The sequence below is a fragment of the Paenarthrobacter sp. NPDC089714 genome (assembly GCF_044748905.1).
GTDB lineage: Bacteria > Actinomycetota > Actinomycetes > Actinomycetales > Micrococcaceae > Arthrobacter.
Window position 1 is genome coordinate 549,950 of record NZ_JBIVGX010000001.1, and the last position, 23,386, is coordinate 573,335.

Sequence of the window (23,386 nt, forward strand, 5' to 3'; positions counted from 1 at the left end):
GGGCAAAAATGAGCGAGGTAAAAGCTTCTAACGTGCTGACGGGTGCTCCCGATCAGCTCACTACGGGCCCGATTCTGTCGGCCCCGGTTGGCACTCCGCTGCCGACGGACGCGCTGGACGTCCTGGAAGAGGATTTCGAGTCCTCGGGCTACATTTCCGCGGACGGCATGAACCTCACGCCGGACCGTTCCACGGAGGTAATCCGGGACTGGTCGGGCGCGATCATCCGGTCCATTCTGAACGAGTTCGGCGCGCAGATCGCTTGGGCGCACCTCGAGACGAACGAGCAGAGCCTGAAGAACTACTTCGGCGACGACAACGTGACGGTTACGGCCGCCACGGCGACGTCGGGCAAGCAGCTCGCGGCCCGGCTCAAGGCGGAGGAACTGCCGCGCAAGTCCTGGGTGTTCCGGATCAAGGACGGCGACAACCGGGTCCTCGTGGTTGTCCCGGACGGGCAGGTCACGGAAACGGGCGAGGTGGCCTTCACTAAGTCCGGCGCGATCACCTGGCCGTGCACCATGACGACCTACCCGGACGCCTCCGGCACTCACGTCTACGTCTACACGGACGACGGCGTCTTTACTGCCTAGCTGGCAGCTCTTGACCGGTGGGGCGGGCTCGCTGCGCGGGGCCTTGGCCCGCTCCACCTCCAAAACTGGCCCCGCATTCATCTCTGAAAGGTCCCGCAATGACTTTTGAGGTTCCGGCGTCTAAGGCGTCGATCAAGCAGAACCAATTCGGCCCCATCAAAGTTCCCGGCGAGCGGAAAACGTGGACGCTGCCGCTGCTCAAGTTCATCCCGGTAGGTATGCGCGGCAAGCTCGCGGAAGCGGCCAAGCCGATCAAGGCGGCGCAGGACGCCGGCCGGAAGCCTACCGAGGCGGAACTCGGGCAGCTCGGCGAGCTGCAGCTGACTCTTCTGAACAAGTACGCGCCGGGCTTGGTGGACGTCGTGGACAACGACCAACTCGGGGCAATCCTCGTGGAGTGGCAGAAGGCGTCGAACATCACGGTGGGGGAATCTGCGGCCTCTGCCTCCTCCTAGAGGAACAAGCGGAGGCCGTCGAGTACGACCTTCTGGTCATTGGCCGGAGTATCGAGGATCTCGGTACTCCGGCTCTTTCGTGGCGGGACCTTTTCGTGATCGTCCGCAACTCCGGGCCCTCTACCGCGCTTATCCGGGCCCTGCAGCCGGACCTCGCTGCTTGGGCGAACGGTGCGGTCCTCGCGGATCTCATGGCGACGGTTGCGGATCTCCTCGCCGCTGGCAACTGGCAGCGGCAGGGCAAGCGCTCGGCTCCAAAGCCCAAGCGGATCAAGCGGCCGGGGCAGGACAACGGCGATAAGCGGTTCGGCAAGGCACCCATTCCGGTCAAGGACTTTGACGACTGGTGGAACAACAAACAGTAAAGGCGGTGTGCTGTGGCGGACGCTGTGGAGCTTGCGGCGGCGTATGTTTCGCTGGTGCCCTCCTTCGAGGGCTCGCAGGGGACGATTACAAAGCAGCTGGTCCCGGAGGCTGAGAAAGCCGGCAACAAGGCCGCTGAGAAGTCGGGGCAAACCTTCGGGGCCAAGTTTTCCGGCGTCCTCGGTTCCAGTGGGTTCCAGGCCGGCCTCGCCGGCGGCGTTGCAGCGGTCGGCCTGGCCCTGGCTGATGGGTTCGCCTCGGCGATCGAGAGTTCGGACGCGCGGAACAAAACAGCCGCGCAGCTCGGGCTCAACCCTGCGGAGTCCGCGGCCGCCGGTGAGGCTGCCGGCTCGCTCTACGCCGGCGCTTACGGCGAGTCGCTGACCGACGTAAACGCGGCCGTGGGCTCGGTTATGTCCTCCATCGGCGGGATGCGGCAAGCCTCCTCCTCGGACCTCGAGGACATAACGGAAAAGGCGCTGAACCTTCAGGAAGCCTTCGAGGTCGGCGTGGGGGAGACCTCCGCAACTGCCGGCATCCTGATCAAAAACGGGCTGGCCAAAGACGCTGACCAAGCCATGGATATGATCACGGCCTCCATGCAGAAGGTGCCGGCATCTGTCCGCGGCGAGGTCCTGCCGATCATGGACGAGTATTCCAAGCACTTCGCCGGCCTGGGTATCGACGGCGAAACGGCCATGGGCATGATCGTTGCGGCCTCGGCTGACGGTGCTATCGGCATGGACAAAATGGGCGATGCGGTCAAGGAATTTCAGATCCGCTCGACCGATATGTCCAAGTCAACGGCTGCCGTGTACGAGTCGATGGGCATGGACACGGAGGATATGACGCGCCGGCTCCTGGCCGGCGGGGACTCCGCAAATCAGGCCATGGGCGAGATCGTCCACGGCCTGCAGAGCATCGACGATCCAGCAGCTCAATCGGCCGCCTCTCTGGCCCTCTTTGGTACTCCACTCGAGGACCTCGGGGCCGATCAGATCCCGAACTTCCTCGGGATGATGGACCCAATGGGGGATAAGTTCGACTCCACGGCGGGGGCGGCTGACGCCTTCGGTACCCAGCTCAATTCCGGGCCGGGTACCGCGCTCGAGGGGCTCAAGCGGTCCGTCGAAACCACCTTCATGTCCTTCGCTGAGACGGCCATGCCGGCGATAACGGCCTTCTCGGGTTGGCTGACTGAAAACCAGTGGGTAATCGCGACTTTCGCAACCCTGGTCGGCGCAACCCTGGTGGGGGCCTTCATTGCCTGGGCGGCCTCGGTGTGGGTCGCGAATGTGGCGCTGCTGGCTAACCCAATGACGTGGATCATCCTCGGCATTGTGGCACTTATTGCCGGGCTGGTGCTCCTGGTCGCTAACTGGGACGCCGTGGTGGCCTGGGTGAGCGGAGTGTGGGGCGGCTTCGTCGGCTGGCTCACGGATGGGCTGAACGCCTTCGTCGCTTGGTGGAACGGGATATGGGCCGGATTCGCTGCTTTCTGGGGCGGGATCTTCGAGAATGCCAAGAACACGGCGGTCGGGATTTTTACGGCGATCGTTGACTGGATTCGCAACGTCCCGCAAATGATCCTCGACGGGCTTATGGCCCTCGCGAGCCTGTACGTCCAGTTCGGGCTCTGGATTCTGTCCGTCAAGGACGCGGCAGTCGAGAAATTCGGCGAGGTGGTCGGCTGGGTCGGTCAAGTCCCGCAGATGATCCTCGACGGGCTCGGCAACCTGAGCACCCTGCTCCTGGACGCCGGCGGGCAGATCATCGACGGATTCTTCAAGGGCCTTACCCAAGGCTTCGAGGACGTCAAGAACTTTGTCGGCGGAATCGGCGAATGGATCGCGAACAACAAGGGCCCGAAAGCCTACGACCTCGCGCTCCTGATCCCTGCCGGCGGTTGGATTATGACCGGCCTCGGCAAAGGCATCCGGGCGGGCATCCCGGATCTCAAGCGGGAACTGTCCGGCGTCTCGGACACGATCGCGAACGGGATCCAAGGTGGCAGCGTTGAACTTTCCGGCAATGCCTACGGGCTCGGTGAGTACGACGTCGCGGGCTCAGGCTCGAGGGGCTCCGGAGGGGACGGGCCGCTCGTTGAGCAGCACATCCACACGCAGCCGGGAATGTCGGAAGAAACGGTCGGCCGGATCTCCGGCGATCAAATGGCCTTCGAGCTTAGGAAGTTGGACGCATGAGCAGCCGCGGCGACCTCAAGGTGACCATTGCCGGCCTCGAGTTCTTCGGGCGAGGACTCCAGGCCGGCACCACCCCCGAGCTTGTTCTCAAACCTCGGGGGTTCAAGGGCTGGACTGACGGCGTGGATATGCGCCTGGACGATTCAGCCATTCCTAACCAGCATGGCTCCTACGATCGGCAGGCGTACCGGTCCGCGCGCGTCGTATCTCTTGATTCGTACGCGCTCACGGACTCGAACGCCAAGCTGCAGCAGATCGGCGAGAGAGTGACCGGGCTGCTGTCCGGCGGCGAGCTGGGGCGGATCGAGGTTGTGCAGAACGGCGAAACGCGCTGGGCTGACTGCCGTCTCGCCTCGAAAACCAAGTTTGAGGAGATCGCCAGGGATACGGCAGAGGTTCAGGTCCAGGTCTGGTGCCCTGACCCCCGAAAGTTCGGCGACGTGTGGACATATACAGCCACGGTTGGCGGCGGCGTCGTTCCCGGTGTCCGACATTTTGGGAACGCGGAAGCCACGCCTCAATTTGTTGTGGCTGGGGATATGCCAGGCGGGTACCGGTTGACCTTCCGGGGGGAAAATTTCCACGTCATTTGGCCGCTGGTATCCGGGCAGCCACACACCATCGACTACGCGGACGGGCAGCTCTGGGTCGGTGGCGTGCGCATCCACGGCGGGCTTGGCATAACTAACACGCCGACGCTTCCGGGCGGCGTGGTGACGGCCCTGGGTGTAGTCCCGTTGACGACTGGCACCGGAACAGCAACGCTCAAGCTTTTCGACACTTACATCTAGGGGGCCTCGGTGGCGTGGAACGTCTACACGGTCAGCACGGACACTTGGGGTAACCGGGTGAAACTGCCGGCCGCTTCGCTCAAGGGCGGGCGCACCCTCAACAAAATGGCGGACGGCTCAGCGTCTTTCCAGATCTCAGATTCAAAGGTCGCACGGCTGGTAACGCCGGACGTTGTGGAGCCGCTTGAGAGGGCCCTCGTTTTCGACTGGGACGGGACCCCTATTTACGCGGGCCTTATCCTGGACTCGGAGCACGACGTCGACGGCGGGACCATCAGCGTCTCGAGCGTAGATATTTGGTGGCTGTTTCAATTCCGGCACGTCCTTGGAATGCACGGGGCGGGCGCGGAAAAGATCAAGCTCACCTATTCCGGGCTGTCCCTCGCAACGATCGCCAAGAAGGTCATTCAAGAGGGCTCAGACGCGGCACCTCTCGCGCGTTACCAGTTGCCTATCGTCTGGGAGGCTGACCTCGCTGGAACTGAGAGCCGGGAATACGAGGGGTATAAGTTCACCTCGGTAGCGGACGCGCTCCAAGAGCTTATGAGCTCTGAGGGTGGGCCGGACCTTGATTTCCCGCCGCGGTGGAATAGCGGGAAGCTCGAGCTGGTCATGCGGTCCGGGGATCTCACGCAAGGCCGGGTTGATTGGGACGCCACGGTGGCCAAGTCTGAGGTTATCGGCCTCAAGTCGAAAAAGAGCGCGGCGAAGGTCAGCAACAAGGTGATCGGCACCGGTGAGGGTTCCGGCGAGGATCTCCTAGTGAAAGCTGCGGAGTCCTTCGCTGGGGCGAACTACCCGGCCATTGAGCGGGTAGTGAGCTACTCCGGCATCAGTAAGGTTGACCAACTGGCGGCGAGGGCGCGCGCTGACCTTGCGACGGCGAACACGCCAACACGCCAGGTCACTTTCAAAGTGCCCGTCGACGGCTCGGTCAAGGTGCCAAGCCTTACCCTGGGCGGCCTGGTCCGGCTCAACACAAAGGGCGTCTGGTATATCCCGGACGGCTGGACCAACTACCGGATGATCTCCTACGCCTTCGACCTCAAAGAGATCACGCCGCAACTTCAACTACTAGGGAGTTAAGCCATGGGGCAGATAGACGACCTCAACAGTTCTGACGCTATCCCCAACATTCTCCGGAGGCTGCGGGCTCTCGAGTTCGCCTCCAATCAAAACAACATGGCGGTCGGACGCGGTGGAATCCGGGTGCATAGCGGCGGCGGGATCACGATCGAGAACGGCGGCCTGAGCGTTACCGGATCGGCCGCCGTCTCCGGGCTTCTCACGGTAACCGGTTCTGTTCGCCTGACCGGGCAGACGGACATTTGGGGGCCGTTGATCGTGACCGGCGAGACGGACCTTGACGGGCTCACCACGATAAACGGTGATACCTCGATCACCGGGCAACTCACGGTGGCCGGCCCTACGGAGGTAACTGGGACACTCAAGGTAACCGGGGTAACTGACTTGGACGGGGACACAACGGTCGCCGGCGACTTCACGGTCGAGGGGCCGATGAAGACAACCGGAACGCTCGACGTTGAGGGAATCACTACCCTGAAAAACGACCTGAACGTGACGACGGGGGCGAATATCAAGGCGGGTGGCGTGACGATCGACCCTGATTACCTTGACGGCAGTCTCCGATTCGATAACGGGGCATACCTGGCAGCAACGCCAAACGGTGCCCAGTTCAAACAGACTGGAACCTCCGGTGGCGGGGTATCTGTATCGGAAAGCCAGGCGGACATATTTGGAGGTGGCAAGGGAATGATCTTCAACACCAACGGAGTGTTTTTTGTTGGGGCGCTTCCGGAAACCACTAACAAGCCGAACCTCTATGTGGACGGTGCCGGCAAGGTGTACAAATCGACAGCCAGTTTCTAGGCGCAGACGGTGGCCTTGGCTGCCTCTCCAAGCCTAGCGAGCGCTTCGCCACTTTCCTTGCCGGAGACACTACCAGCACGCAGATCCTCGGTGTTGAATCCTCCGGCGTAGTGCTCGCATAGGTCGCGGGCGATCACGGTGAGCGTTGCTGTTGAAGCGGTGCGGTATCCGGGAATCGATGCGGCGGCAGTGGCGAAAGACGGGACGGCGCTCTCGTTGAACTTCACGGCCGCCGGGTCGAATGGCTGACCATCCTTGGTGACCCAGTGTGGGCTCGTAGTGGCTGGTGTGCTTGGCATTCCTGCGGGGGCCGCCTGGGAAGCTGCGCATCCGGTGAGTGCTGCCGCTGCAAGGACCCCAACAACCATGATCTTTCTCATGTCTACATTATATAGACGATTGGACACAAATGGAACAGGCGATACCAAAACAAGACCCGGAAATTTACGTCCTCACACATCAGCGAGATGAGTTCCGGCAGGCGCTCGCTGACTGCCAGCTTGCGCTATCCGCGGCCAACGCAACGAACGCTTACAAGGATCGGATGATCGAGGGCTTGCGCTTGCAGCTCAAGGCCAAAGAGACGCCGCCAGACACGCTGAACACCTGACCGCCACAACAACCCCAAAACGGGCACCCAAACGGGTGCCTTTTCTTTTGCCTAGGAGGCAAACATGGCAGACGTCATCGGCACCCTCTGGGACGCCGGTCTTGGGCACCTCTCCGGCAAAAGTCCGGTGCTCTACTTCACCCTCAACGCTCCAAACGCTAAAGCGGGCGGGCTCTACACAACAGAGCCGGTCAAAGTGGTTCCTGCTGCGGACGGCTCGTTTACTGCTCCGCTGGCCTCGAACACAGACATGCAGGACGAGTCCTGGTACACGCTGCGCGTTCGATGGGTGAACTCGTCCGATCCCAAAACTTATAGCGAATCGGACTATCCGGATTGGCAGCTAGAGGTGCCAACTACTGGCGGCGCATTCTCCAACCTTTTCGGCCGGCCTCCGCGGAACCGCCGGATGGTCTACGTCTCGCTCACGCCTCCCGAGAAGCCGCTGAAACACACGCTGTGGCTCAAGCAGGACCCCACAGACCCTAACAACCCGCTGAACACCGGCGAGCTTTACGAATGGAGGAACGTCTAATGGCTTACCAGTGGGTGTACCTGGCAAACCTGATGGGAGCTACCGGCGTCTGGATTCGCACGCCGCTTGCTAACGCCTCGAACCTGGACGCCGTCGTGACTGTGGGCGCTTACCCGGTGACCTCTTTTGCTGGCGCGGGGTCCATGACGCCGGCGCTCCCTGCGATCGGTTCGGGCGTCCTCGAGGTCCTGCCAACAGGCACGAACCTCATTCAGCGGTGGACCACCATCGACAATCCGCACCAGATTTGGGCGCGCAATCGAAACGCCGGCACGTGGTCCGTCTGGAAGCTGCAGTCGTGGGAACGTCCGGCCCCAGCCGCAGGCACGGACTTCAACACGATCAAAACGCCAGGCGACTACCCAATTTGGGCGGGAACTGGTGCGAATAACCCAACCGGCAGCGCGGGCCGGCTGACTGTTTCGCCGCAATTGTTTCAAAACGGCTCGTGGACTTACCACACGCAAACGTGGCAGAGCTTCGAGGTTGTGCCTCGCCTGTTTGTCCGTTCCACGTCAGCTACTGCGTGGAGCCCTTGGCGGGAGGTTGGGGCGGCTGTCAGCACGGATACTGTTGCGGCTCTCCTGTCTGCTCCCGACGTTCTGCAGCGGGTGGCAACGGATCGGCGTGGGGGAGTTCGGGGTACGGGCGGCAAAGCTCTGGTAGTGCTGCGATTCGATCATGGCCTGAACAACTACAAGGCCATTATCAAGCCTCTTTTGCGTCTGCGGAACCTGATCGCTGCCATTGCGCTGAACTCTGGGGTCTACACGACAGCGAACAGCACGGCGGAGTCGAATAACACGACCTTTACTGAGGTGCAGGACTGGTGCGTGAATGACGGCGACGAGATCTGGAACCACGGCGAAACGCACCGAGACGCGGCGACGTCAGCCGGCCTCAAGACTGAGCTGGTGGACTCTCTGACCGCTCTGCGGTCGGCGCTTCCCAAGCTTGCAATTGAGGGCTTCCTGATGCCTGGTGTTGGTGGTACGGAATTTGCGGGGCTGAACTCGATCCAAGATCCGGCCACGCTCTACAGCACGGAGGCCGGCCGTCTGCTGATGGGATCTCATGCGTTCATTTCCGGGCTTCGGCCTGGTCAGGTAAAGCCATTGAACGGCAAGATCACGCCAGGCTGGTCCTACCGGAACATGGACACAATCGCGGGCGTTGATGCCGCTATCGCTCTCGTCGCAGACGCTCAAGCCTCCGGCGGCGGTGTGGTCCTGATGATGCACCCCTCCCTCCTCAATAGCGGGGGAAGCGCAACAACAACGGCGAAGCTCACGGAACTACTCGACTTCCTGGTGGTTGAGCGAGATGCGGGCCGGATCGATATTGCTACCCATACGGGGTTCGAGATCGCTGACTTTTCCAGCACCTACCGGAACAACATTCTCCGACCGATTACGCCGGCGGCGTCCGTAAGTCAGACTGTGGACCTCGCAACGAAGTATGCGCACCTGAGGGGCGCGGTCCGGAAGCTGGTCGCAACGGTCACGGTCACGGCGACGGCATCGGTGACGGTTGCGCTCACTGATGCGACAACGGGGCTGAATGCTACGCGCACTTATGCGGGGCTGGCGGCTGGCACCTACGAGCTGTTCCAACATGGCACTTTGCCGCTCACGGCCACCACAGCGACGGCCTCGGCCACGGTCGATTCCGGAACAGCGTCGATTACGGCGCTCAAGCTGATCAACGCATAAGGGGGGCGCAAAGACTATGCCTGAATGGGTAACCAATCTGACCGTGGGCGAAATAGTCCTCTTCCTGGCCGGCGTCGGTGGGGCCGTCGCCGGCGCTGTGAAGGTACTCAAGCCGGTCCGGCAGTTCATCAAGAAGCTTGGGCACCTCGCGGAGGACTGGCACGGCGTGCCGGAACGGGTGGACGGGTCCGGGCAGGTCATAGAGCCTGCCCGGCCCGGTGTCATGGCCCAACTCGAGACGCTCCGGGCTCAAGTGCAGAACAGCCACAAAACCAACCTCCGCGAGGACCTGGACGCGGTTCACGATTCCGTCAAGGTCGTCACTCAACGGCTGGACGCGCACATTGCCACCACAGAGGAACGCCGGGCCAAAGCTGACGAGCTGAGCCGGGTTGTGAAGGAGGACATTGTCCCGGTGGCCGCCCAACTCAAAGAACAAATAAGCGAAGGAAAAGAACACTAGGAGGGAACGCCATGGCGACTGGTTACACACTGGTCGACGCGCCGAACCTCGCCACGCCGCAGGGGACCTTCCCTCGGCGTGGTGGGGCGGCGCTGTCCGGCACTGCAATTGTCCACACCTCGGAAGGGGACTGGCGGGCCGGTGTTTCGGCGCTCACACGGCTGGTTCAATCTCGCGCGGATTACGGCTGCTACCACCGGGCCTGTGACTGGCAGGACATTGAAACCTACTACCCGTGGGAGTGGGAAACCTGGCAGGACTCGGAGACCAATAACTGGGCGGTCGGGATCTCGGCCGCGTGCAAGACGACAGACTGGGGCAACATGCCGGCCGAAGTCGAGGAGGGTTTCTATCGGAACCTCGCGCGCATGGCCGCCGATTTCGTGCAGTACATGGCGGACAACCACGACATCGTGGTCCCGCTCCGGCGGATCTCCGGAGCTGAGGCGAGGGCTCGAGTGCCTGGCTTCTGCGCACACGGCGACTCCGGGATCTCCCGCTCTGACCCCGGCCCCAAATTCGATTGGGCCCGGTTTTTCAAGTACACCGACGAAATACTCAACGGAATCGAGGATGACGACATGCCTGATATGAACACCATCATGAATTACCCGGCGTTTTCCCCCACAAAGGAATTCCCAAAGCCTCCGACGAACTCTGAGTTCTCCAAGGCGGTCTACTACGCGCTGTTCAACAACGCCGGCAACAACGAGTCCATCATTGGCGGGGAGTCCCTGCCGTCTCTCGAAAACAAGAACGCGCTAAAGGTCCTCGCTCGGGTTGAGAAGCTCGAGAAGAACCTCCCGGAGCTTATCGCTGCCGCGGTAAAGGAAGCGCTCAAGACTCAGGGAGTTGGGAACTAATGGCAAATCATCTGGCTATCCCTTCGCAGGTCGCTAACCCTTGGCGGGCTATGTGGCGGACCGTGCTCGAGGTCGGCGTTCCGGCTTTTGGTCTGGTCCTGTTCGCCGGCCCTTCGGTGCTGCAGATCCTCGCTGAGGAACTGGACGCGGCAGTGCCTCCGGGCTTTATTGCTTGGCTGCTGGCAGCGGCCGGTCTGCTCACGGCGATCGCCGCGGCGCTCTCGCGCATCATGGCGATTCCTCGAGTGAACGAGCTGCTCAAGGGCATCAAGGCGGACGCCGGGACTCCCAAGGTGGTTTCCCAGACTTCGCCCGGTGACGTGACTATCACGAACGGCGGGCAGATCGTTTACGGGGCGCAGGTTGAGCCGGCCGACGTCGAGGGCAACGAGAAGTAACCACACACAAGAAAAGGGCCCCCGGTCCATCCCTCTAGGGGGTGGCCGGGGGCCCTATTTCTGCGTTCAAGTGCGGGGCCGGCGAGCTAAACCACCGAAGTGTCAGCAAGGGCAGCGCTCAAACCGGCCCCGCGTTCTCAATTGTACCGGCTGGCTTGCTCGGTCCTCTCCGGCCTGGCCTAGAGGCATTCCATGCGTCGATCGTCTCAGGCAGCCAGCCAAGCTGCCGGGCCCCTACCTGAGCGTCAGGCTCCGGCAGCTTGTACCGGTTGAGGGTGTCCGGCTTGACCCCGATTCTTTCCGCAACCTCGGGGCGGGATAGGTAACGCTTCATTGGGCGGCTTTCCTCTCTGCCTCGAGGGACGCATAGACGAGGGCGCTCTCGGCATCGACGATGGGGGACCAAGAGTTCAGGACGATCTCAGGGTGGGCGTCTACCCAAGCAAACATATCGGAGCTTGAGGCGAACTTGACGGCCCACACCTTGAACGAGTTCTTCATGCCAATCATTGCGATAAATTCGACCACGGCCGGCCCCTTACGCGAACACTGCAGCGAGGACGCGAGCGAGACGCTCGGGGCTTGTCTTGGCGCGGTCGAAGCTGAGTAGCTCAACGATCGAGTTAGGCCGGCACGCCTCGATTTTGACGCTTTCGACAGTGAGCGCGAGAGAGAAGGAGTTGAGCAGTCCGGGGGCCTGCTCTTTGGTGAACCAAGTTGTCGAGGGGTTGACGGTCCACCCTGCAAGCTCGAGTTCGTCGCGCAGCTCGTTCTTGAATACCTCCTGCAGGTGGGGCTCGACTTCCTCGCGGATGCGGGCCGCGGCGTCCTGGGCAATCTCCGGAAGCAGGGCTGGGGGAGCCTGGCGGTTGAGAAGTCCCATGTCGTATGCGGCACGGCGGAGAATGTCGCGGCGGGTGGCCGCACTGTAGTAGATCCCGTATTCCTCGTTCTCGAGGAGGGCATCGAGAAGCGGTGCGGCCTCGGCCGGATCTACTGGCTTGGGGTATTCCATGGCTTGCTCCTGGGGTTGTTTTCCTGCCTTGCTGACTCTCTAAGCTTAGCACGGCTAGGCGTGTATTGGCTACTTAATTTGTGAACTCGTCTGGTAGCTCTAGACGCGGTTTCCCCTCGACTATCCCCCGGAAACGTCTAAAAACATGGGGGCCTAGATTCCGGCGCGGGGGCTAAATTTTGTGGCCCCCGCTTATGGCTGCCGCTTGAGCGTTGGCGTCCAGCGTCTAAATAGGGTATTCATGGGGGGAGTGAAGCGATCTAGGGAACGTGGACTTCTTAACCCAGAGGTCACAGGTTCAAATCCTGTCCCCGCAACTGGAGAAAAAGTCCGGATCAGCACATGCTGATCCGGACTTTTTGTTTGCGTGGAGAATGCTCCTCGAGCATCGTCGGGCTGAATGATGGTAAACGTGATCTGCGGCACGATGGCGCCGAAGTGGTCAAAACCGCATTCGCCATAGGGTAAAGTTGATTGAGCGACGCGGGGTGGAGCAGTTCGGTAGCTCGCTGGGCTCATAACCCAGAGGTCACAGGTTCAAATCCTGTCCCCGCAACTGGGAAAGGCCCGGATCAGTATTAGCTGGTCCGGGCCTTTGTTTTATCCGCACAGCCCTGGTGCCGGCATCATTTTCCCGCCGGCAACGGGGCAGGTCACGCCAGGAAGGTCCGCATGGTCAAAGAAGACTACGACGCCGTCCCCCAACCCCAGGTTCTGCAGAGGGACAGCCCAGTGGCCGTGTACCAGCAGGTAGCGGACGTTTTGACAGATCAAGTGAGCCGGCTGGAGGCGGGTTCGCGCATCCCTACCGAAGAGTCGTTGATGGACCAGTACGGGATCAGCAGGACCACCGTACGGAAGGCCATCGAAACCTTAGTGGCAAAGGGCCTGTTGGTCCGCCGCCAGGGTAAGGGAACCTTTGTCATGGCCCAGCGGCCCGTGCGGATGCTGAACCGTCTGGCACCCTTCATGGAGACGTTTACGGCTGCCGGAATGAAGACGGTCAAGGGCTTGATCGAATACAAGTGGATGGAAAAGGACCGGACCGTTCCAGCCAAGCTCGTATCCGACGACAACCTGGTCCTGGTTATTCGCCGATCGTACTCCAGCGCCGGATGGCCCTATGCGATTGCAGAGATCTTCATTCCATCCCACATTGGCCGCCACATCAGCCTCGCCGATGCGGAGAAGAACTCCATCTACCAGGTGATCCAGGACAGGACCCTGAAGCCGCTCCAGCGGGCCGAAATCACCGTGACCATGCATGCACCCCCCGAGCACCTTGCTGATGCCCTCAACGTGCGGGGCTTCCCCATGGTGCCGCGCCTGGAGCGGACCACGTTGGGACCCGATGGCGAAGTCCTGGAATGTACCGTGACGTACTTCCATCCCAAGGGGTTTGAGATCCGGGCTGAAGTTGCCACGGAAGCAAGCCCCGGGGCGGACAATGCAGGAGTGCCCGCGAGCTAGTCCCGGCGGTCGGTTGCAGGGCCAGCGCAGGCCTTTTAAACGGCGAATGGCCGGGTCCAACAGAACCCGGCCATACGCATGGGACTTGCGGAGTCAGAGCTTGTCGAAGTCTGCCTCGTCGATGGTGGCACCGGAGGCTGCAGGGGCCCCGGCACCGAGGGCAGGCTTGCTGCCACCGGACTTGAGCGCTGCCAGGCGGGCCTCGATTTCCGTCTGCTCACCCAGGTCTTCGAGCTGGTTGAACTGGGCGTCGAGGCTTGAAGCCGCCAGCTCCTGCTGTCCAAGGACCTTGGCTTCTTCCCGGCGGATCTTTTCTTCGAAACGGCCAACCTCGCTGGTGGGGTCCATGATGTCGATGCTCTTGAGGGCGTCGTGCACCTGGGACTGGGCAGCAGCGGTCTTGGAGCGGGCCACAAGCTCGTTGCGCTTGGCGGTGAGTTGGTTGAGCTTGTTCTTCATTTGGTCGAGGCCGCTCTTGAGCTTGTCCACAACTTCGGTCTGGGAAGCGATGCTCGGTTCGGCCGCCTTGGCTTCGGATTCAGCCGTCATCTGGCGCTGGATGGCAACCTTCGCCAGGTTGTCGAACTTCTGTGCGTCTGCGGCGTCGCCGGCCGCGCGGTACTCATCGGCTTTTCGGGAGGCTGCGAGAGCCTTGTTGCCCCAGTCCTGGGCGTTCTTGACGTCCTCGTTGTAATCGGCCTGCAGCATTCGCAGGTTGCCGATGGTCTGGGCAACGGCTGACTCGGCCTCGGCAATGTTGTTCGTGTAGTCGCGGACCATCTGGTCCAGCATCTTCTGCGGGTCCTCGGCCTGGTCAAGCAAAGAGTTGATGTTTGCCTTGGCCAGTTGTGCGATCCGACCGAAAATGGACTGCTTAACCATGGTGTTGCCTTTCGTCCTGCTCAGTGGAGCCCACTGAAATCAGTGATCAGTTGTTGTACCGCTTCTACATGGGGCGGGAACCCCACCTAGTTTGTGCTGGCCGGAACCAGTGTGGTGCCTAGAAGCTGCCGGAGTCGCCGCCGCCGAAGTCTCCTCCGCCACCGCCCCAGTCGCCTCCGCCGCCTGAGTCGCCGCCGAAGAAGCCGCCGCCTCCACCGCCGTCGCTGTGGCCACCGCCCCAGCCGCCGTGGCCGCCGTTAAGGATGGAGTTGATGAGGATACCGCCAAGGATGGCGCCGCCGAGGCCTCCGCCTCCGCCGCCTCCACCGAACATGCCGCCCCGGCCGTAGCCTTGGTCTGCATAGCCAAAGTGGTCAACGTCAGCCTGAGCCAGTTGAGCCGCCTGCGCCGCAAGCGAGTGTGCCTGCTGGGCGTAGGTCAGGGCAGTCACAGGATCGTTGCGTGAGATCGACAACGCGTAGTCGAGGTTCCGCTGGGCTTCTGCCAGACGGGTCCTGGCTTCGGTCCCCACCCCTCCGCGGCGTGCAGTGATGTAGTCCGATGTGGCACTGATCTGTGCCTGTGCTGCCATGATGGTCTGCTGCAGGGATGCCTGGGCACGACGCGCCTGCTCTTCCTGGTCCCGAATGCCGGAGAGGGACTGGTCCAACGCCTGGTGTGCTGTCTCCACGCGGTTGAGCGTTGCCAGGGGATCGATCCTGCCGCCTTGGATTTCTGTCTTGACCTGCGCCAAGGCCGCTTCGACGCCGGCTACCGGTCCGGCAAGTTCCGGGTGCTGGCCGGACTGGATCATGGCCCGCGCCTGGGCCAGGTCCTGGCTTGTTTCGGCAACGGCGCTCTCCAAGGACGTGCGGGCCTCGTCCAGGCTTCCTGCGGTCTTGGAAATGGCGTCGATCAGCACGTTGGTCTGGTGCAGGCTCTCTTCTGCAGCGCGAACCGCAACGGCGGCCAGGCTGTTTTCGCCCGAGCCAAGCTTCTCCTGCGCTGTCGCGGCTGCGTTGTTCACGAAGGCCAGGCGTTCCTTGGCCTGCATGATGTTGTCCGAGACCTGCGCGACGGCCGAGTCGGCATACTTGGCCCGGAGCGTCTCCAGCGACTGTTCCGCAGTCGCAATTTTCGCATCTGCCTCACGTGCGCCGTCCGTGACCGCGGCCAGGGCCTGGGGCGCGTTCTTTTCCAGTTCGCGCAGCGAATCGAAATCGGACTTCTGGTCCCGTAGCGACGCCAGGGCAGCTTCGGAGCGGCGGATGATTTCGCCGAGCCAGCTCCGCTGCTGTTCCTCGGTGTCCGGAATGTGGTCATCGAGCTGCTGCTGCAGCTTAAAGGACTCAGTCATGTGGCCCTTGGCTTCCTGCAGGGCCTTGGTGAAGTTGCCGATCGCGGCGTCGCCGTACTGCGCCTGGGCGAAGCCCAGCTCCTGTTCGCTGGACTTGATGGCATCGTCCGCTTCGATGAGCAGCGAGCCGCTCTTCTGCCGGAGTTCCGGGATGCTGAGGCCGGCCAGGGGATCGAGCTGTTCGCCCTGGGGTCCGTAACTGGCGCTGGAGGCCTGGCCGGACTTTTTACGCCGGTTGCGCAGGTACAGGTACGTGCCCACGCCACCGGCCGCAACGACGCCGACACCCACCAGGACGCCTGCGCCTGCGTTGCCGCTCGGCACGGTTCCGCTGCCACCGCCGGCCGCGTCACCAATGGCAGCCGCGGTGTCGATGGCAGCCTGGGCATAGTCCTTCTTGCCCGCGCCAAGGTTCGCTGCGATGGCGTTCTGGGTGATGTTCGTCCGCTTGGAGTAGATGGAACTCGCGGAGTTGGGCGCAAAGTAATATTGTCCGGCGGTCGAGATGGCCAGGATGACGTCCGCCGGTCCCATCTTCTTGTTCGTTGCGACAGCCTGCCCCCACTGTGCAGGATCCGACGGGTTCTCGAAAGAGTTCACCGTCACCACATAGAGGTTGTACTTGTGGTCCTTCAGCGTCTTCTGGATGGCGTCCTGGACTTCGCCCTTCCGGCTGCCGAGGACGTTGGCATCATCGACGATGTTTTGGCCCGATGGTATGGTGACCGGATCAGCGGCCCACGCCGCGCCGGCCGGGAGGGCCAGCACTCCAGCCACGCCAATCACGGCGAGTACACGTTTCACTATTGACCGCATGTGCAACCCTTCAGCACGTCTGCGACTGGAACAGGGCGAACCAATCGTCACAGAATGCTCAGCGCCCCCACGCATGGTGTGTAAAGCCGCAGGTCGCTGTGGCAATTCCTCTTGATTCTATGGTGCACCTGATACCCCGTCCACCGGGGTGAATATGCCACCAGCGAAATGAAGGAGAAAGCCCGAAGGGTCGCGCGTTGAAGCAGGAATCCAGGTCCCAGCGACGCCCGCCGCCGAACCCATCCAGGCTTTCAGGAAGCTCCCAGCGAACGTCCGAAATTGTTCCAGTAAATAGGGCCATAGTTAGGGGAGACGAGAACGAAAGGAAGTCCCATGACGGAGAACCCAGCACAGGGCGCCGCTTCGGAGAACCGCGAGCCGAACGAGCCGCGCGATCCTGCCGCCAGCACTTCGGATGCAACTCCCACACAGCAGCAGCCCGGCTGGAACTCCGATCAGCGAACGGGGTCCCAGCCCACCACGCCGATGCCGGCATTCCAGCCGCCGGCTGCTGCGAAGGCCGAGGCTCCGGAACCGAACCCCAACGGCGGCCAGGAAGCCAATCGTAACCATAATGCGGCGTCCGGGGAGCCAACTGCGTCCCACCCCCATACAGGCGCGCACCAGGGTCAGCCACAGCCGCCCTATGCAGGCCACATGTACCAAGGGGGCAGCCAGCGCCCGGACTATCCACAGCACCATCCGTTCTACGGTTCCGGTCAGAACCCAGGAACGCCCGGGCAGTCCCAGGGCGGCCAGGCTCCGGGGCCCCAGGGCCAAGCACATTTCAACAGCATCCCAGGCGGGCCATACGGAGCCCAGCAGGGACAGGGCATGCACCAGGCTCCCGGCCAGCACACAGCGGTAGCCACCAAGCGCAAGCCCGTCTTCGGTGTGGGCACCCTGGTAGCCAGCATCCTTGCGGCAGGCCTGGTGGGCGGCGGCGTCGTGGCCGGCAGCAACATGCTGTGGGATCAACCAACAACCACGTCTTCGAGCAGCGGACAGTCCAGCACGGTCATCGTCAATAACAAGGACGACGTCAACGCCATTACGGCGGCCGCTGCGAAAGCGTCGCCCAGCGTGGTGACCATCAAGGCCACCAGCGGCAACGAAGGTGGCACGGGCTCCGGCATCATCATTGACGACCAAGGCCACATCCTGACCAACACCCACGTGGTCACGCTGGACGGTGCTACGTCCAATGCGGCCATCGAGGTCCGGACCAGCGACGGCAAGGTCCTCAAGGCGACAGTGGTGGGCACCGACCCCCTGTCCGACCTCGCTGTCATCAAGGTTTCGGATGCCTCGGGACTGGTTCCTGCCACTCTGGGCGACTCTTCCAAGGTCAACGTGGGGGACACCGCAGTGGCCATCGGCGCGCCGCTAGGCCTGACGGGAACGGTGACTGACGGCATCGTTTCCACCCTCAACAGGACCATCAGCGTGGCGTCTTCCGCGGCGCCCAAGGACGGTTCGGACAACTCCCAGGGCGGTGACCAGGGCTTCCAGTTCGCTCCTCCGGGAGGCGGGCAGAGCCAGAGCACCAGCAACGAGGGGTCGATTTCCATCAACGTCATCCAGACCGATGCCGCGATCAACCCGGGCAACTCCGGTGGTGCCTTGGTAAACAGCAAGGGTGAAATCATCGGCGTCAATGTGGCCATTGCTTCGGCTGGCAGCAGCTCCGCCACTTCGTCCAGCGGCAACATCGGTGTTGGCTTCAGCATCCCGATCAACCACGCCAAGAGGGTGGCGCAGGAAATCATCGATTCGGGCAAGGCCAGCCACGGCCAGTTCGGTGTCTCCGTCCGGGCCAAGTCCTCGACGGGAAGTGACTCTGGCTTCTCGGTTGGCGCCGAAGTTGCTTCCGTGACCAGCGGTTCCGCTGCAGCCAAGGCGGGCATCAAGGTCGGCGATGTAATCACGAAGTTCGGTGACTACGCCATCAGCGATCCCAACCAGTTGACCGCCGCCGTGCGTGAGCAGTCGGCGGGGGCAAAGGTGAAGGTCACGATCGTCCGGAACGGACAGTCGCAGGATGTCGACGTCACCCTGGATGCAGCCCAGCAGTAACGGGCACCTGCGGATTCAGCCGCATCTCAAGAACGAACCAACGACGACGGGCCGCACCCCAAGAGGTGCGGCCCGCCGTCGTGCTTTACCGGCCAGTGCGCTTCCCAAGGCGACGAAACAGGCGTTAACGCCGCCATGGAATTTTGCGGGCAATATGCTTAGCTAGGGGAAGCCCACGTGTTGGGCAATTTCACGGCCACGCTTTGAAGGTTGGCCGTCCACAAGCATGGAAGGCTGCTTCGAAGACAGTGGAAGACACATTGAAGATTGTGGTCCTGGTCAAGCACGTCCCGGACGCGCAGTTCGACCGGCACATCACCGGACCAGGCAACACCACCGATCGTGACGAGAGCATCTTGTCCGAACTTGACGAGTACGCCCTGGAGGCAGCGCTGCAGCTGGCCGAAGAACGCGGCGGCGCAAAGGCGGGCAACGAGGTCATTGCCTTGAGCATGGGCCCATCCGGAGCGGTGAATGCCGTGAAGAAGTCGCTTCAAATCGGTGCCTTCTCCGGCGTACACCTGAGCGACGAGGCCTTGGCGGGCTCAGACGCGGCCGCCACGTCGCTGGCGCTTGCCGCCGCCATCCGCCACCTGTCCGCGGACGGCCGGCCCGTTGACCTGGTTCTCACCGGCATGGCTTCCACGGACGGCGAGACGTCGCTGGTTCCGGCGCAGCTCGCTGAGCGCTTGTCCCTGCCCCAGGTGACGTTCGCCTCCAGCCTGGAGGTGAACGGCCGCACCGTGGTGGCCCGCCGCGATACCGGGCTCCACTCGGAGACCATCGAGGCACAGCTGCCCGCTGTGGTGTCCGTGACGGACCAGATCAACGAGCCGCGGTACCCGAATTTCAAGGGCATCCTGGCCGCCAAGAAGAAGAAGATCGCTTCCCTGTCGCTCGCGGACATCGGCGTCGAGGCCTCGCAGGTGGGGGCCGCGGGTTCCTGGACGGTGGTGGAATCGGCTGAGGCACGCCCGCCGCGGAGCGCCGGAACCATCATCACCGACGAAGGCGACGCCGGCATCAAGCTGGTCGACTTCCTGGCCGCACAGAAGCTGCTCTAAAGGGGACCCCAAACCATGGCAAACGCACTTGTATTCATTGACAACCCCGGAGCTGCGCTCAAGAAGAGCAGCCTGGAGCTCCTGACCCTTGCCCGGAAACTGGGGGAGACCGCCGTCGCCATCAACGGTGGCGTGGCCGACGACGTCGCCGGCGCCTTGGGTGCCTACGGCGTCACCACGATCTTCCTGCCGTCGTCGGACGATCTTGGCGAGTACCTTGCCGGACCCAAGGCCGCCTACCTGGCTGCGGCAGTGGGAGCCTCCGGTGCCACCGCCGTGCTGCTTGAGAACTCGCCCGAGGCCAAGGAAATTGCCGGCCGTCTCGGCATCAAGCTCAGCGCGGGTGTCATCACGGACGTCGTGGACGTGGAAGCGGACGGCACGGCGCACAAGTCCGTGCTCGCAGGCTCCTACACCACCACGGCGAAGGCGACCACGCCTGTGTCCGTGTACTCGGTGAAGGCGAACACGGTCGAACCCGAGCCGGCGGCCGCTGCTGCAACGCCCGCCACGGCCACGGTTGAGGTACCTGGCGACGCTGCGGCAGGTTCTGCACGGATCTCGTCGCGGTCGGACAAGCCTGTCAGTGGACGCCCTGAACTGAGTGAAGCCCGCATCGTGGTGGCCGGCGGCCGAGGCGTTGACGGCGACTTCGGTCCTGTCGAAGAGTTGGCTGATGCGCTCGGCGCCGCAGTCGGCGCTTCCCGCGCAGCGACGGATGCGGGCTGGATCGGCCACGACGCGCAGGTAGGCCAGACCGGTGTGACGGTCTCGCCGCAGCTTTACATTTCGGCCGGCATTTCCGGTGCCATCCAGCAAAAGGCCGGCATGCAGACGTCCAAGGTCATTGTTGCCGTCAACAAGGATGCCGAGTCTCCCGTGTTCGAGATAGCGGACTTCGGCATTATCGGCGACCTCTTCAAGGTCTTGCCGCAGGCTACGGCCGAGATCAAGAAGCGGAAAGGCTGATCCTTTGACTTCTGGCGTTTCGTCAGCACAGAGCCCGTTCAACACCTCCACGGAGCGTGTTGAGCGGGTGCTTTGTTTTACTGCCCATCCTGACGACATCGATTTTGGAGCGGCAGGGACTATCGCTGCGTGGACTGCCGCGGGAGTCCAGGTCAGCTACTGCATCATGACCGACGGTGACGCCGGTGGCTTCGATCCGGTGGACCGGGAAAGAATCATCGAGCTCCGGGCCGAAGAACAGCAGCGTGCGGCCGCGCTGGTGGGCGTGCATGACATCCACTACCTCCACGAACGTGACGGCTACCTGGAACCCACCCACGAGGTCATCAAGCAAGTGGTCAAGCTGATCCGCGAGATCCGTCCGGATATTGTGCTGACCATGCATCCGGAAAGGAACTGGGACCGGATCCAGAAGAGCCACCCGGACCACCTTGCAGCGGGGGAGGCCGTGACCCGCGCTGTCTACCCGGCCGTGGAAAACCCCTTCGCCTACCCCGAACTCGCAGAGGCCGGACTGGGGGCTTTCAAGCTGCCGTGGCTGTGGTTCATCTCCAGCCCGGAGGCCCTCGAGAATCACGCAGTAGACATCACGGAACACGTTGACGCCAAGCTGGACGCCATCAGGATCCATGCGAGCCAGCACCCGGACATCGAGGGGATGGAGCGCGTGGTCCGTGGAAACCTGCTGGCCAACGGACAACGTGCAGGGCTTCCGGAAGGACGGAGCGCGGAGCGGTTCCACGTGGTGGCGATCAACGGTTCCACCACCATCGCAGGCTTCTAGTATTGCCCTCCTGTAACCCCTGCCATATGCTTGACCTCGGTTAAATCATATTTATTTGAGGAAGGCAGACTTTGATGGCGAAGACTGCACAGCAGCCGGTCCTTGTGATCATGGGAGTTTCCGGCTCGGGAAAATCAACCGTTGCCGGCGTCCTGGCGGGAAAGCTCGGATGGGACCTTGCCGAAGGTGACGATCTCCACCCCGAGGCAAACGTAGCCAAGATGCACTCCGGACAGGCACTCACGGACGAGGACCGTTGGCCTTGGCTCGAGATCATTGCCGCATGGATCCGGAAGCGCACGGAAAGCGGAACGCCGGCGATCATTACGTGCTCGGCCCTGAAGAAAAAGTACCGCGACGTGCTTCGCGGAGAAGGCGTCGTCTTTGTGTTCCTCCAAGGCAGCAAAGACAAGATCTCGGACCGCCTGGCCTCTCGCCACGGCCATTTCATGCCGCCGTCGCTCCTGGAATCCCAGTTTGAGGCTCTCGAAGAGCCCACCGAGGAGGAGAGCTGCATCTCCTTGTGTGTCTCGGCGTCGCCCGCTGAGGAAGCGGAGGAAGTGATCGAACGGCTGGGGCTTCTGCCCGCCGCCAAGGGCACCGAATCGACTGCCCTGTGATTGGGCTGAAGACGGCAACGCTGGTGCCCGCAGAGGTCCAGGGATGGACCGGCCACGACACACAGCTCCTGGTGGTGGCGGCCCTGGGAATTGCGCTCATCGTCGTCCTGATCGCGAAACTGAAACTGCATCCCTTCCTGGCCCTCGTGCTGGGTTCGGCCTTCGTTGGCCTGGCCTCCGGCGTTGAGCTCGGAAAGGTCATCACCAACTTCGAAGACGGCGTGGGCGGGGTCCTCAAGGAAGTGGGGCTCCTGATTGCCTTGGGCGCGATGCTCGGCAAGCTCCTGGCCGACTCCGGGGGAGCGAACCGCGTGGTGGACACGCTCATCGCCAAGGCGAGCGGCAACAAGCTGGTCTGGATGATCACCTTGGTTGCGGTCATCATCGGCCTGCCCATGTTCTTCGAGATCGGCCTGGTGCTCCTCCTCCCGGTGATCGTGCTGGTGACGCAGCGTTCCCAGATGAAGCTGATGCGCATCGCCATCCCCGCCCTGGCCGGCCTGTCGGTGCTGCATGGACTCGTGCCGCCACACCCGGGGCCCCTGATCGCGATCAGTGCCGTGAAGGCCGAATTGGGAACCACCCTGGCCCTGGGCATCCTGGTGGCGATCCCCACGGTGATCATTTGTGGTCCGTTGTTCTCCCGGTTGGCTGCCCGATGGGTACCTGTGGACGCGCCCGCTGTCGCCGGCGGCATCGACACCCAACACAGTGCCGACCTCAGCGATGTCAAACGGCAACCATCGTTCCTTGTGACGCTGCTGACCATCATCTTCCCTGTGGTCCTCATGCTGTTGAAGGCCTTGGGCGGCATCATCTGGCCGGATGCTGCCACTGCACCGGCCATCAGGATCTTCTTCGACTTCGTGGGCCAGCCCCTTGTTGCCATGACGCTGGCCGTGCTGGCGGCAATCGTCACCTTCGGGTACGCGGTGGGTTTCACGGGCAGCAAGATCACTGCCAAGCTTGGCGACAGCCTGGGACCGATCGCGGCCATCCTCCTGATCGTGGGTGCAGGTGGTGGTTTCAAGCAGACCCTGATCGGTGCGGGCGTGGGGGACGCCGTCAAGAAATGGGCCGAAGGTGCCAATATGTCCGTGTTGGTCCTGGGCTTCATCGTCGCAGTGGCGCTCCGCCTCGCCACAGGATCGGCAACAGTGGCCACCGTGACCGCCGCCGGAATCGTGGCGCCCCTGGCAGGCAGCCTTAGTCCGACGCACGCGGCCTTGTTGGCTTTGGCGATCGGTGCCGGCTCGCTGTTCCTGTCCCACGTGAACGACGCCGGCTTCTGGCTGGTCAAGGAACTCTTCGGCCTGACGGTTGGTCAAACCTTCAAGACCTGGTCCGTGATGGAGACCCTGATCTCTGTTGTGGGTTTCGGCTTCGTGATGCTGTTGTCGCTCGTTTTGTAGCGACGCCCTTCTCAACGCAGAGTACGACGGCGGCCGTCCCGTGG

Annotated in this window: 25 protein-coding genes and 1 tRNA gene; 21 read left to right on the forward strand and 5 right to left on the reverse strand. The window is 62.6% G+C overall.

Features of this window, described 5'->3' with window-relative positions; all coding sequences use genetic code 11:
* Positions 1–8 precede the first annotated feature (8 nt).
* The 7 genes from ACIPY3_RS02635 (at position 9) to ACIPY3_RS02665 (ending at position 6,296) form a co-directional block, all read left to right on the forward strand.
* The gene (locus ACIPY3_RS02635; RefSeq protein WP_400329727.1) at positions 9–593 is read left to right on the forward strand and encodes a hypothetical protein; all 585 of its coding nucleotides are present in this window, start codon (positions 9–11) and stop codon (positions 591–593) included.
* A 98-nt stretch (positions 594–691) separates the two neighbouring features.
* Positions 692–1,048 carry a hypothetical protein gene (locus ACIPY3_RS02640; protein WP_400329729.1) on the forward strand — a complete coding sequence of 119 codons (357 nt, stop codon included), beginning with the start codon at positions 692–694 and terminating at the stop codon, positions 1,046–1,048.
* Positions 991–1,413, forward strand: coding sequence for a hypothetical protein (locus ACIPY3_RS02645; RefSeq protein WP_400329732.1), 423 nt, complete (start codon positions 991–993; stop codon positions 1,411–1,413). The genes ACIPY3_RS02640 and ACIPY3_RS02645 overlap by 58 nt, the downstream gene beginning before the upstream one ends.
* Before the next feature lie 12 nt (positions 1,414–1,425).
* Positions 1,426–3,615: a phage tail tape measure protein gene (locus tag ACIPY3_RS02650; RefSeq protein ID WP_400329735.1), complete on the forward strand. Its 2,190-nt coding sequence runs from the start codon at positions 1,426–1,428 to the stop codon at positions 3,613–3,615.
* A complete protein-coding gene (locus ACIPY3_RS02655; protein ID WP_400329738.1) occupies positions 3,612–4,406 on the forward strand; it encodes a hypothetical protein in 795 nt (264 codons plus the stop codon). The genes ACIPY3_RS02650 and ACIPY3_RS02655 overlap by 4 nt, the downstream gene beginning before the upstream one ends.
* Before the next feature lie 9 nt (positions 4,407–4,415).
* Complete coding sequence (locus tag ACIPY3_RS02660; protein ID WP_400329741.1) at positions 4,416–5,492, forward strand: hypothetical protein; 1,077 nt, start codon at positions 4,416–4,418, stop codon at positions 5,490–5,492.
* A gap of 3 nt (positions 5,493–5,495) precedes the next feature.
* Positions 5,496–6,296: a hypothetical protein gene (locus tag ACIPY3_RS02665; RefSeq protein ID WP_400329743.1), complete on the forward strand. Its 801-nt coding sequence runs from the start codon at positions 5,496–5,498 to the stop codon at positions 6,294–6,296.
* Here the strand turns inward: ACIPY3_RS02665 and ACIPY3_RS02670 are convergent.
* Positions 6,293–6,676, reverse strand: a complete 384-nt coding sequence (locus tag ACIPY3_RS02670; RefSeq protein WP_400329746.1) for a hypothetical protein — start codon at positions 6,674–6,676, stop codon at positions 6,293–6,295. The two genes, ACIPY3_RS02665 and ACIPY3_RS02670, sit on opposite strands and share 4 nt — an antisense overlap.
* Positions 6,677–6,705: 29 nt before the next feature.
* Between ACIPY3_RS02670 and ACIPY3_RS02675 the strand changes: the two genes are divergently transcribed.
* The 6 genes from ACIPY3_RS02675 (at position 6,706) to ACIPY3_RS02700 (ending at position 10,877) form a co-directional block, all read left to right on the forward strand.
* The gene (locus tag ACIPY3_RS02675) at positions 6,706–6,906 is read left to right on the forward strand and encodes a hypothetical protein (protein WP_400329749.1); all 201 of its coding nucleotides are present in this window, start codon (positions 6,706–6,708) and stop codon (positions 6,904–6,906) included.
* Positions 6,907–6,970: 64 nt separating this feature from the next.
* Positions 6,971–7,441, forward strand: coding sequence for a hypothetical protein (locus ACIPY3_RS02680; RefSeq protein ID WP_400329752.1), 471 nt, complete (start codon positions 6,971–6,973; stop codon positions 7,439–7,441).
* Positions 7,441–9,153, forward strand: coding sequence for a hypothetical protein (locus ACIPY3_RS02685; protein WP_400329755.1), 1,713 nt, complete (start codon positions 7,441–7,443; stop codon positions 9,151–9,153). Before ACIPY3_RS02680 ends, ACIPY3_RS02685 begins: the two co-directional genes overlap by 1 nt.
* Positions 9,154–9,169: 16 nt before the next feature.
* Complete coding sequence (locus tag ACIPY3_RS02690; RefSeq protein ID WP_400329758.1) at positions 9,170–9,616, forward strand: hypothetical protein; 447 nt, start codon at positions 9,170–9,172, stop codon at positions 9,614–9,616.
* A gap of 11 nt (positions 9,617–9,627) precedes the next feature.
* Positions 9,628–10,479 (forward strand): hypothetical protein, encoded by an 852-nt coding sequence (locus ACIPY3_RS02695; protein ID WP_400329760.1) that lies wholly within the window; start codon positions 9,628–9,630, stop codon positions 10,477–10,479.
* The gene (locus ACIPY3_RS02700) at positions 10,479–10,877 is read left to right on the forward strand and encodes a hypothetical protein (RefSeq protein ID WP_400329763.1); all 399 of its coding nucleotides are present in this window, start codon (positions 10,479–10,481) and stop codon (positions 10,875–10,877) included. Before ACIPY3_RS02695 ends, ACIPY3_RS02700 begins: the two co-directional genes overlap by 1 nt.
* Before the next feature lie 330 nt (positions 10,878–11,207).
* Here the strand turns inward: ACIPY3_RS02700 and ACIPY3_RS02705 are convergent, their stop codons facing one another.
* A complete protein-coding gene (locus ACIPY3_RS02705; protein ID WP_400329766.1) occupies positions 11,208–11,405 on the reverse strand; it encodes a hypothetical protein in 198 nt (65 codons plus the stop codon).
* A 10-nt stretch (positions 11,406–11,415) separates the two neighbouring features.
* Positions 11,416–11,892: a hypothetical protein gene (locus ACIPY3_RS02710; RefSeq protein WP_400329768.1), complete on the reverse strand. Its 477-nt coding sequence runs from the start codon at positions 11,890–11,892 to the stop codon at positions 11,416–11,418.
* A 482-nt stretch (positions 11,893–12,374) separates the two neighbouring features.
* On the opposite strand from ACIPY3_RS02710, the gene ACIPY3_RS02715 reads away from it, so the two are divergent.
* Positions 12,375–12,448, forward strand: a tRNA-Met gene (locus tag ACIPY3_RS02715).
* Between the two features lie 116 nt (positions 12,449–12,564).
* Entirely contained in the window at positions 12,565–13,362 is a 798-nt protein-coding gene (locus ACIPY3_RS02720; RefSeq protein ID WP_400329771.1) for a GntR family transcriptional regulator, read from the forward strand.
* A gap of 93 nt (positions 13,363–13,455) precedes the next feature.
* On the opposite strand, the gene ACIPY3_RS02725 is transcribed toward ACIPY3_RS02720, so the two are convergent.
* Positions 13,456–14,244, reverse strand: a complete 789-nt coding sequence (locus ACIPY3_RS02725) for a PspA/IM30 family protein (protein WP_400269764.1) — start codon at positions 14,242–14,244, stop codon at positions 13,456–13,458.
* A 118-nt stretch (positions 14,245–14,362) separates the two neighbouring features.
* Entirely contained in the window at positions 14,363–16,417 is a 2,055-nt protein-coding gene (locus tag ACIPY3_RS02730) for a TPM domain-containing protein (protein WP_400329773.1), read from the reverse strand.
* A 333-nt stretch (positions 16,418–16,750) separates the two neighbouring features.
* Here ACIPY3_RS02730 and ACIPY3_RS02735 point away from each other — a divergent pair, with 333 nt between their 5' ends.
* From ACIPY3_RS02735 to ACIPY3_RS02760, 6 genes are all read left to right on the forward strand, one after another.
* Positions 16,751–18,493 carry a trypsin-like peptidase domain-containing protein gene (locus ACIPY3_RS02735; RefSeq protein WP_400329775.1) on the forward strand — a complete coding sequence of 581 codons (1,743 nt, stop codon included), beginning with the start codon at positions 16,751–16,753 and terminating at the stop codon, positions 18,491–18,493.
* A gap of 248 nt (positions 18,494–18,741) precedes the next feature.
* The gene (locus ACIPY3_RS02740) at positions 18,742–19,557 is read left to right on the forward strand and encodes an electron transfer flavoprotein subunit beta/FixA family protein (RefSeq protein ID WP_400329778.1); all 816 of its coding nucleotides are present in this window, start codon (positions 18,742–18,744) and stop codon (positions 19,555–19,557) included.
* Between the two features lie 15 nt (positions 19,558–19,572).
* On the forward strand, positions 19,573–20,526 hold the full coding sequence (locus ACIPY3_RS02745) for an electron transfer flavoprotein subunit alpha/FixB family protein (RefSeq protein WP_400329781.1): 954 nt from the start codon (positions 19,573–19,575) through the stop codon (positions 20,524–20,526).
* Between the two features lie 4 nt (positions 20,527–20,530).
* Positions 20,531–21,310, forward strand: coding sequence for a PIG-L deacetylase family protein (locus ACIPY3_RS02750; RefSeq protein ID WP_400329783.1), 780 nt, complete (start codon positions 20,531–20,533; stop codon positions 21,308–21,310).
* A gap of 74 nt (positions 21,311–21,384) precedes the next feature.
* Entirely contained in the window at positions 21,385–21,930 is a 546-nt protein-coding gene (locus ACIPY3_RS02755; protein WP_400329786.1) for a gluconokinase, read from the forward strand.
* On the forward strand, positions 21,927–23,342 hold the full coding sequence (locus tag ACIPY3_RS02760) for a gluconate:H+ symporter (RefSeq protein WP_400329789.1): 1,416 nt from the start codon (positions 21,927–21,929) through the stop codon (positions 23,340–23,342). The genes ACIPY3_RS02755 and ACIPY3_RS02760 overlap by 4 nt, the downstream gene beginning before the upstream one ends.
* Positions 23,343–23,386: the final 44 nt, after the last annotated feature.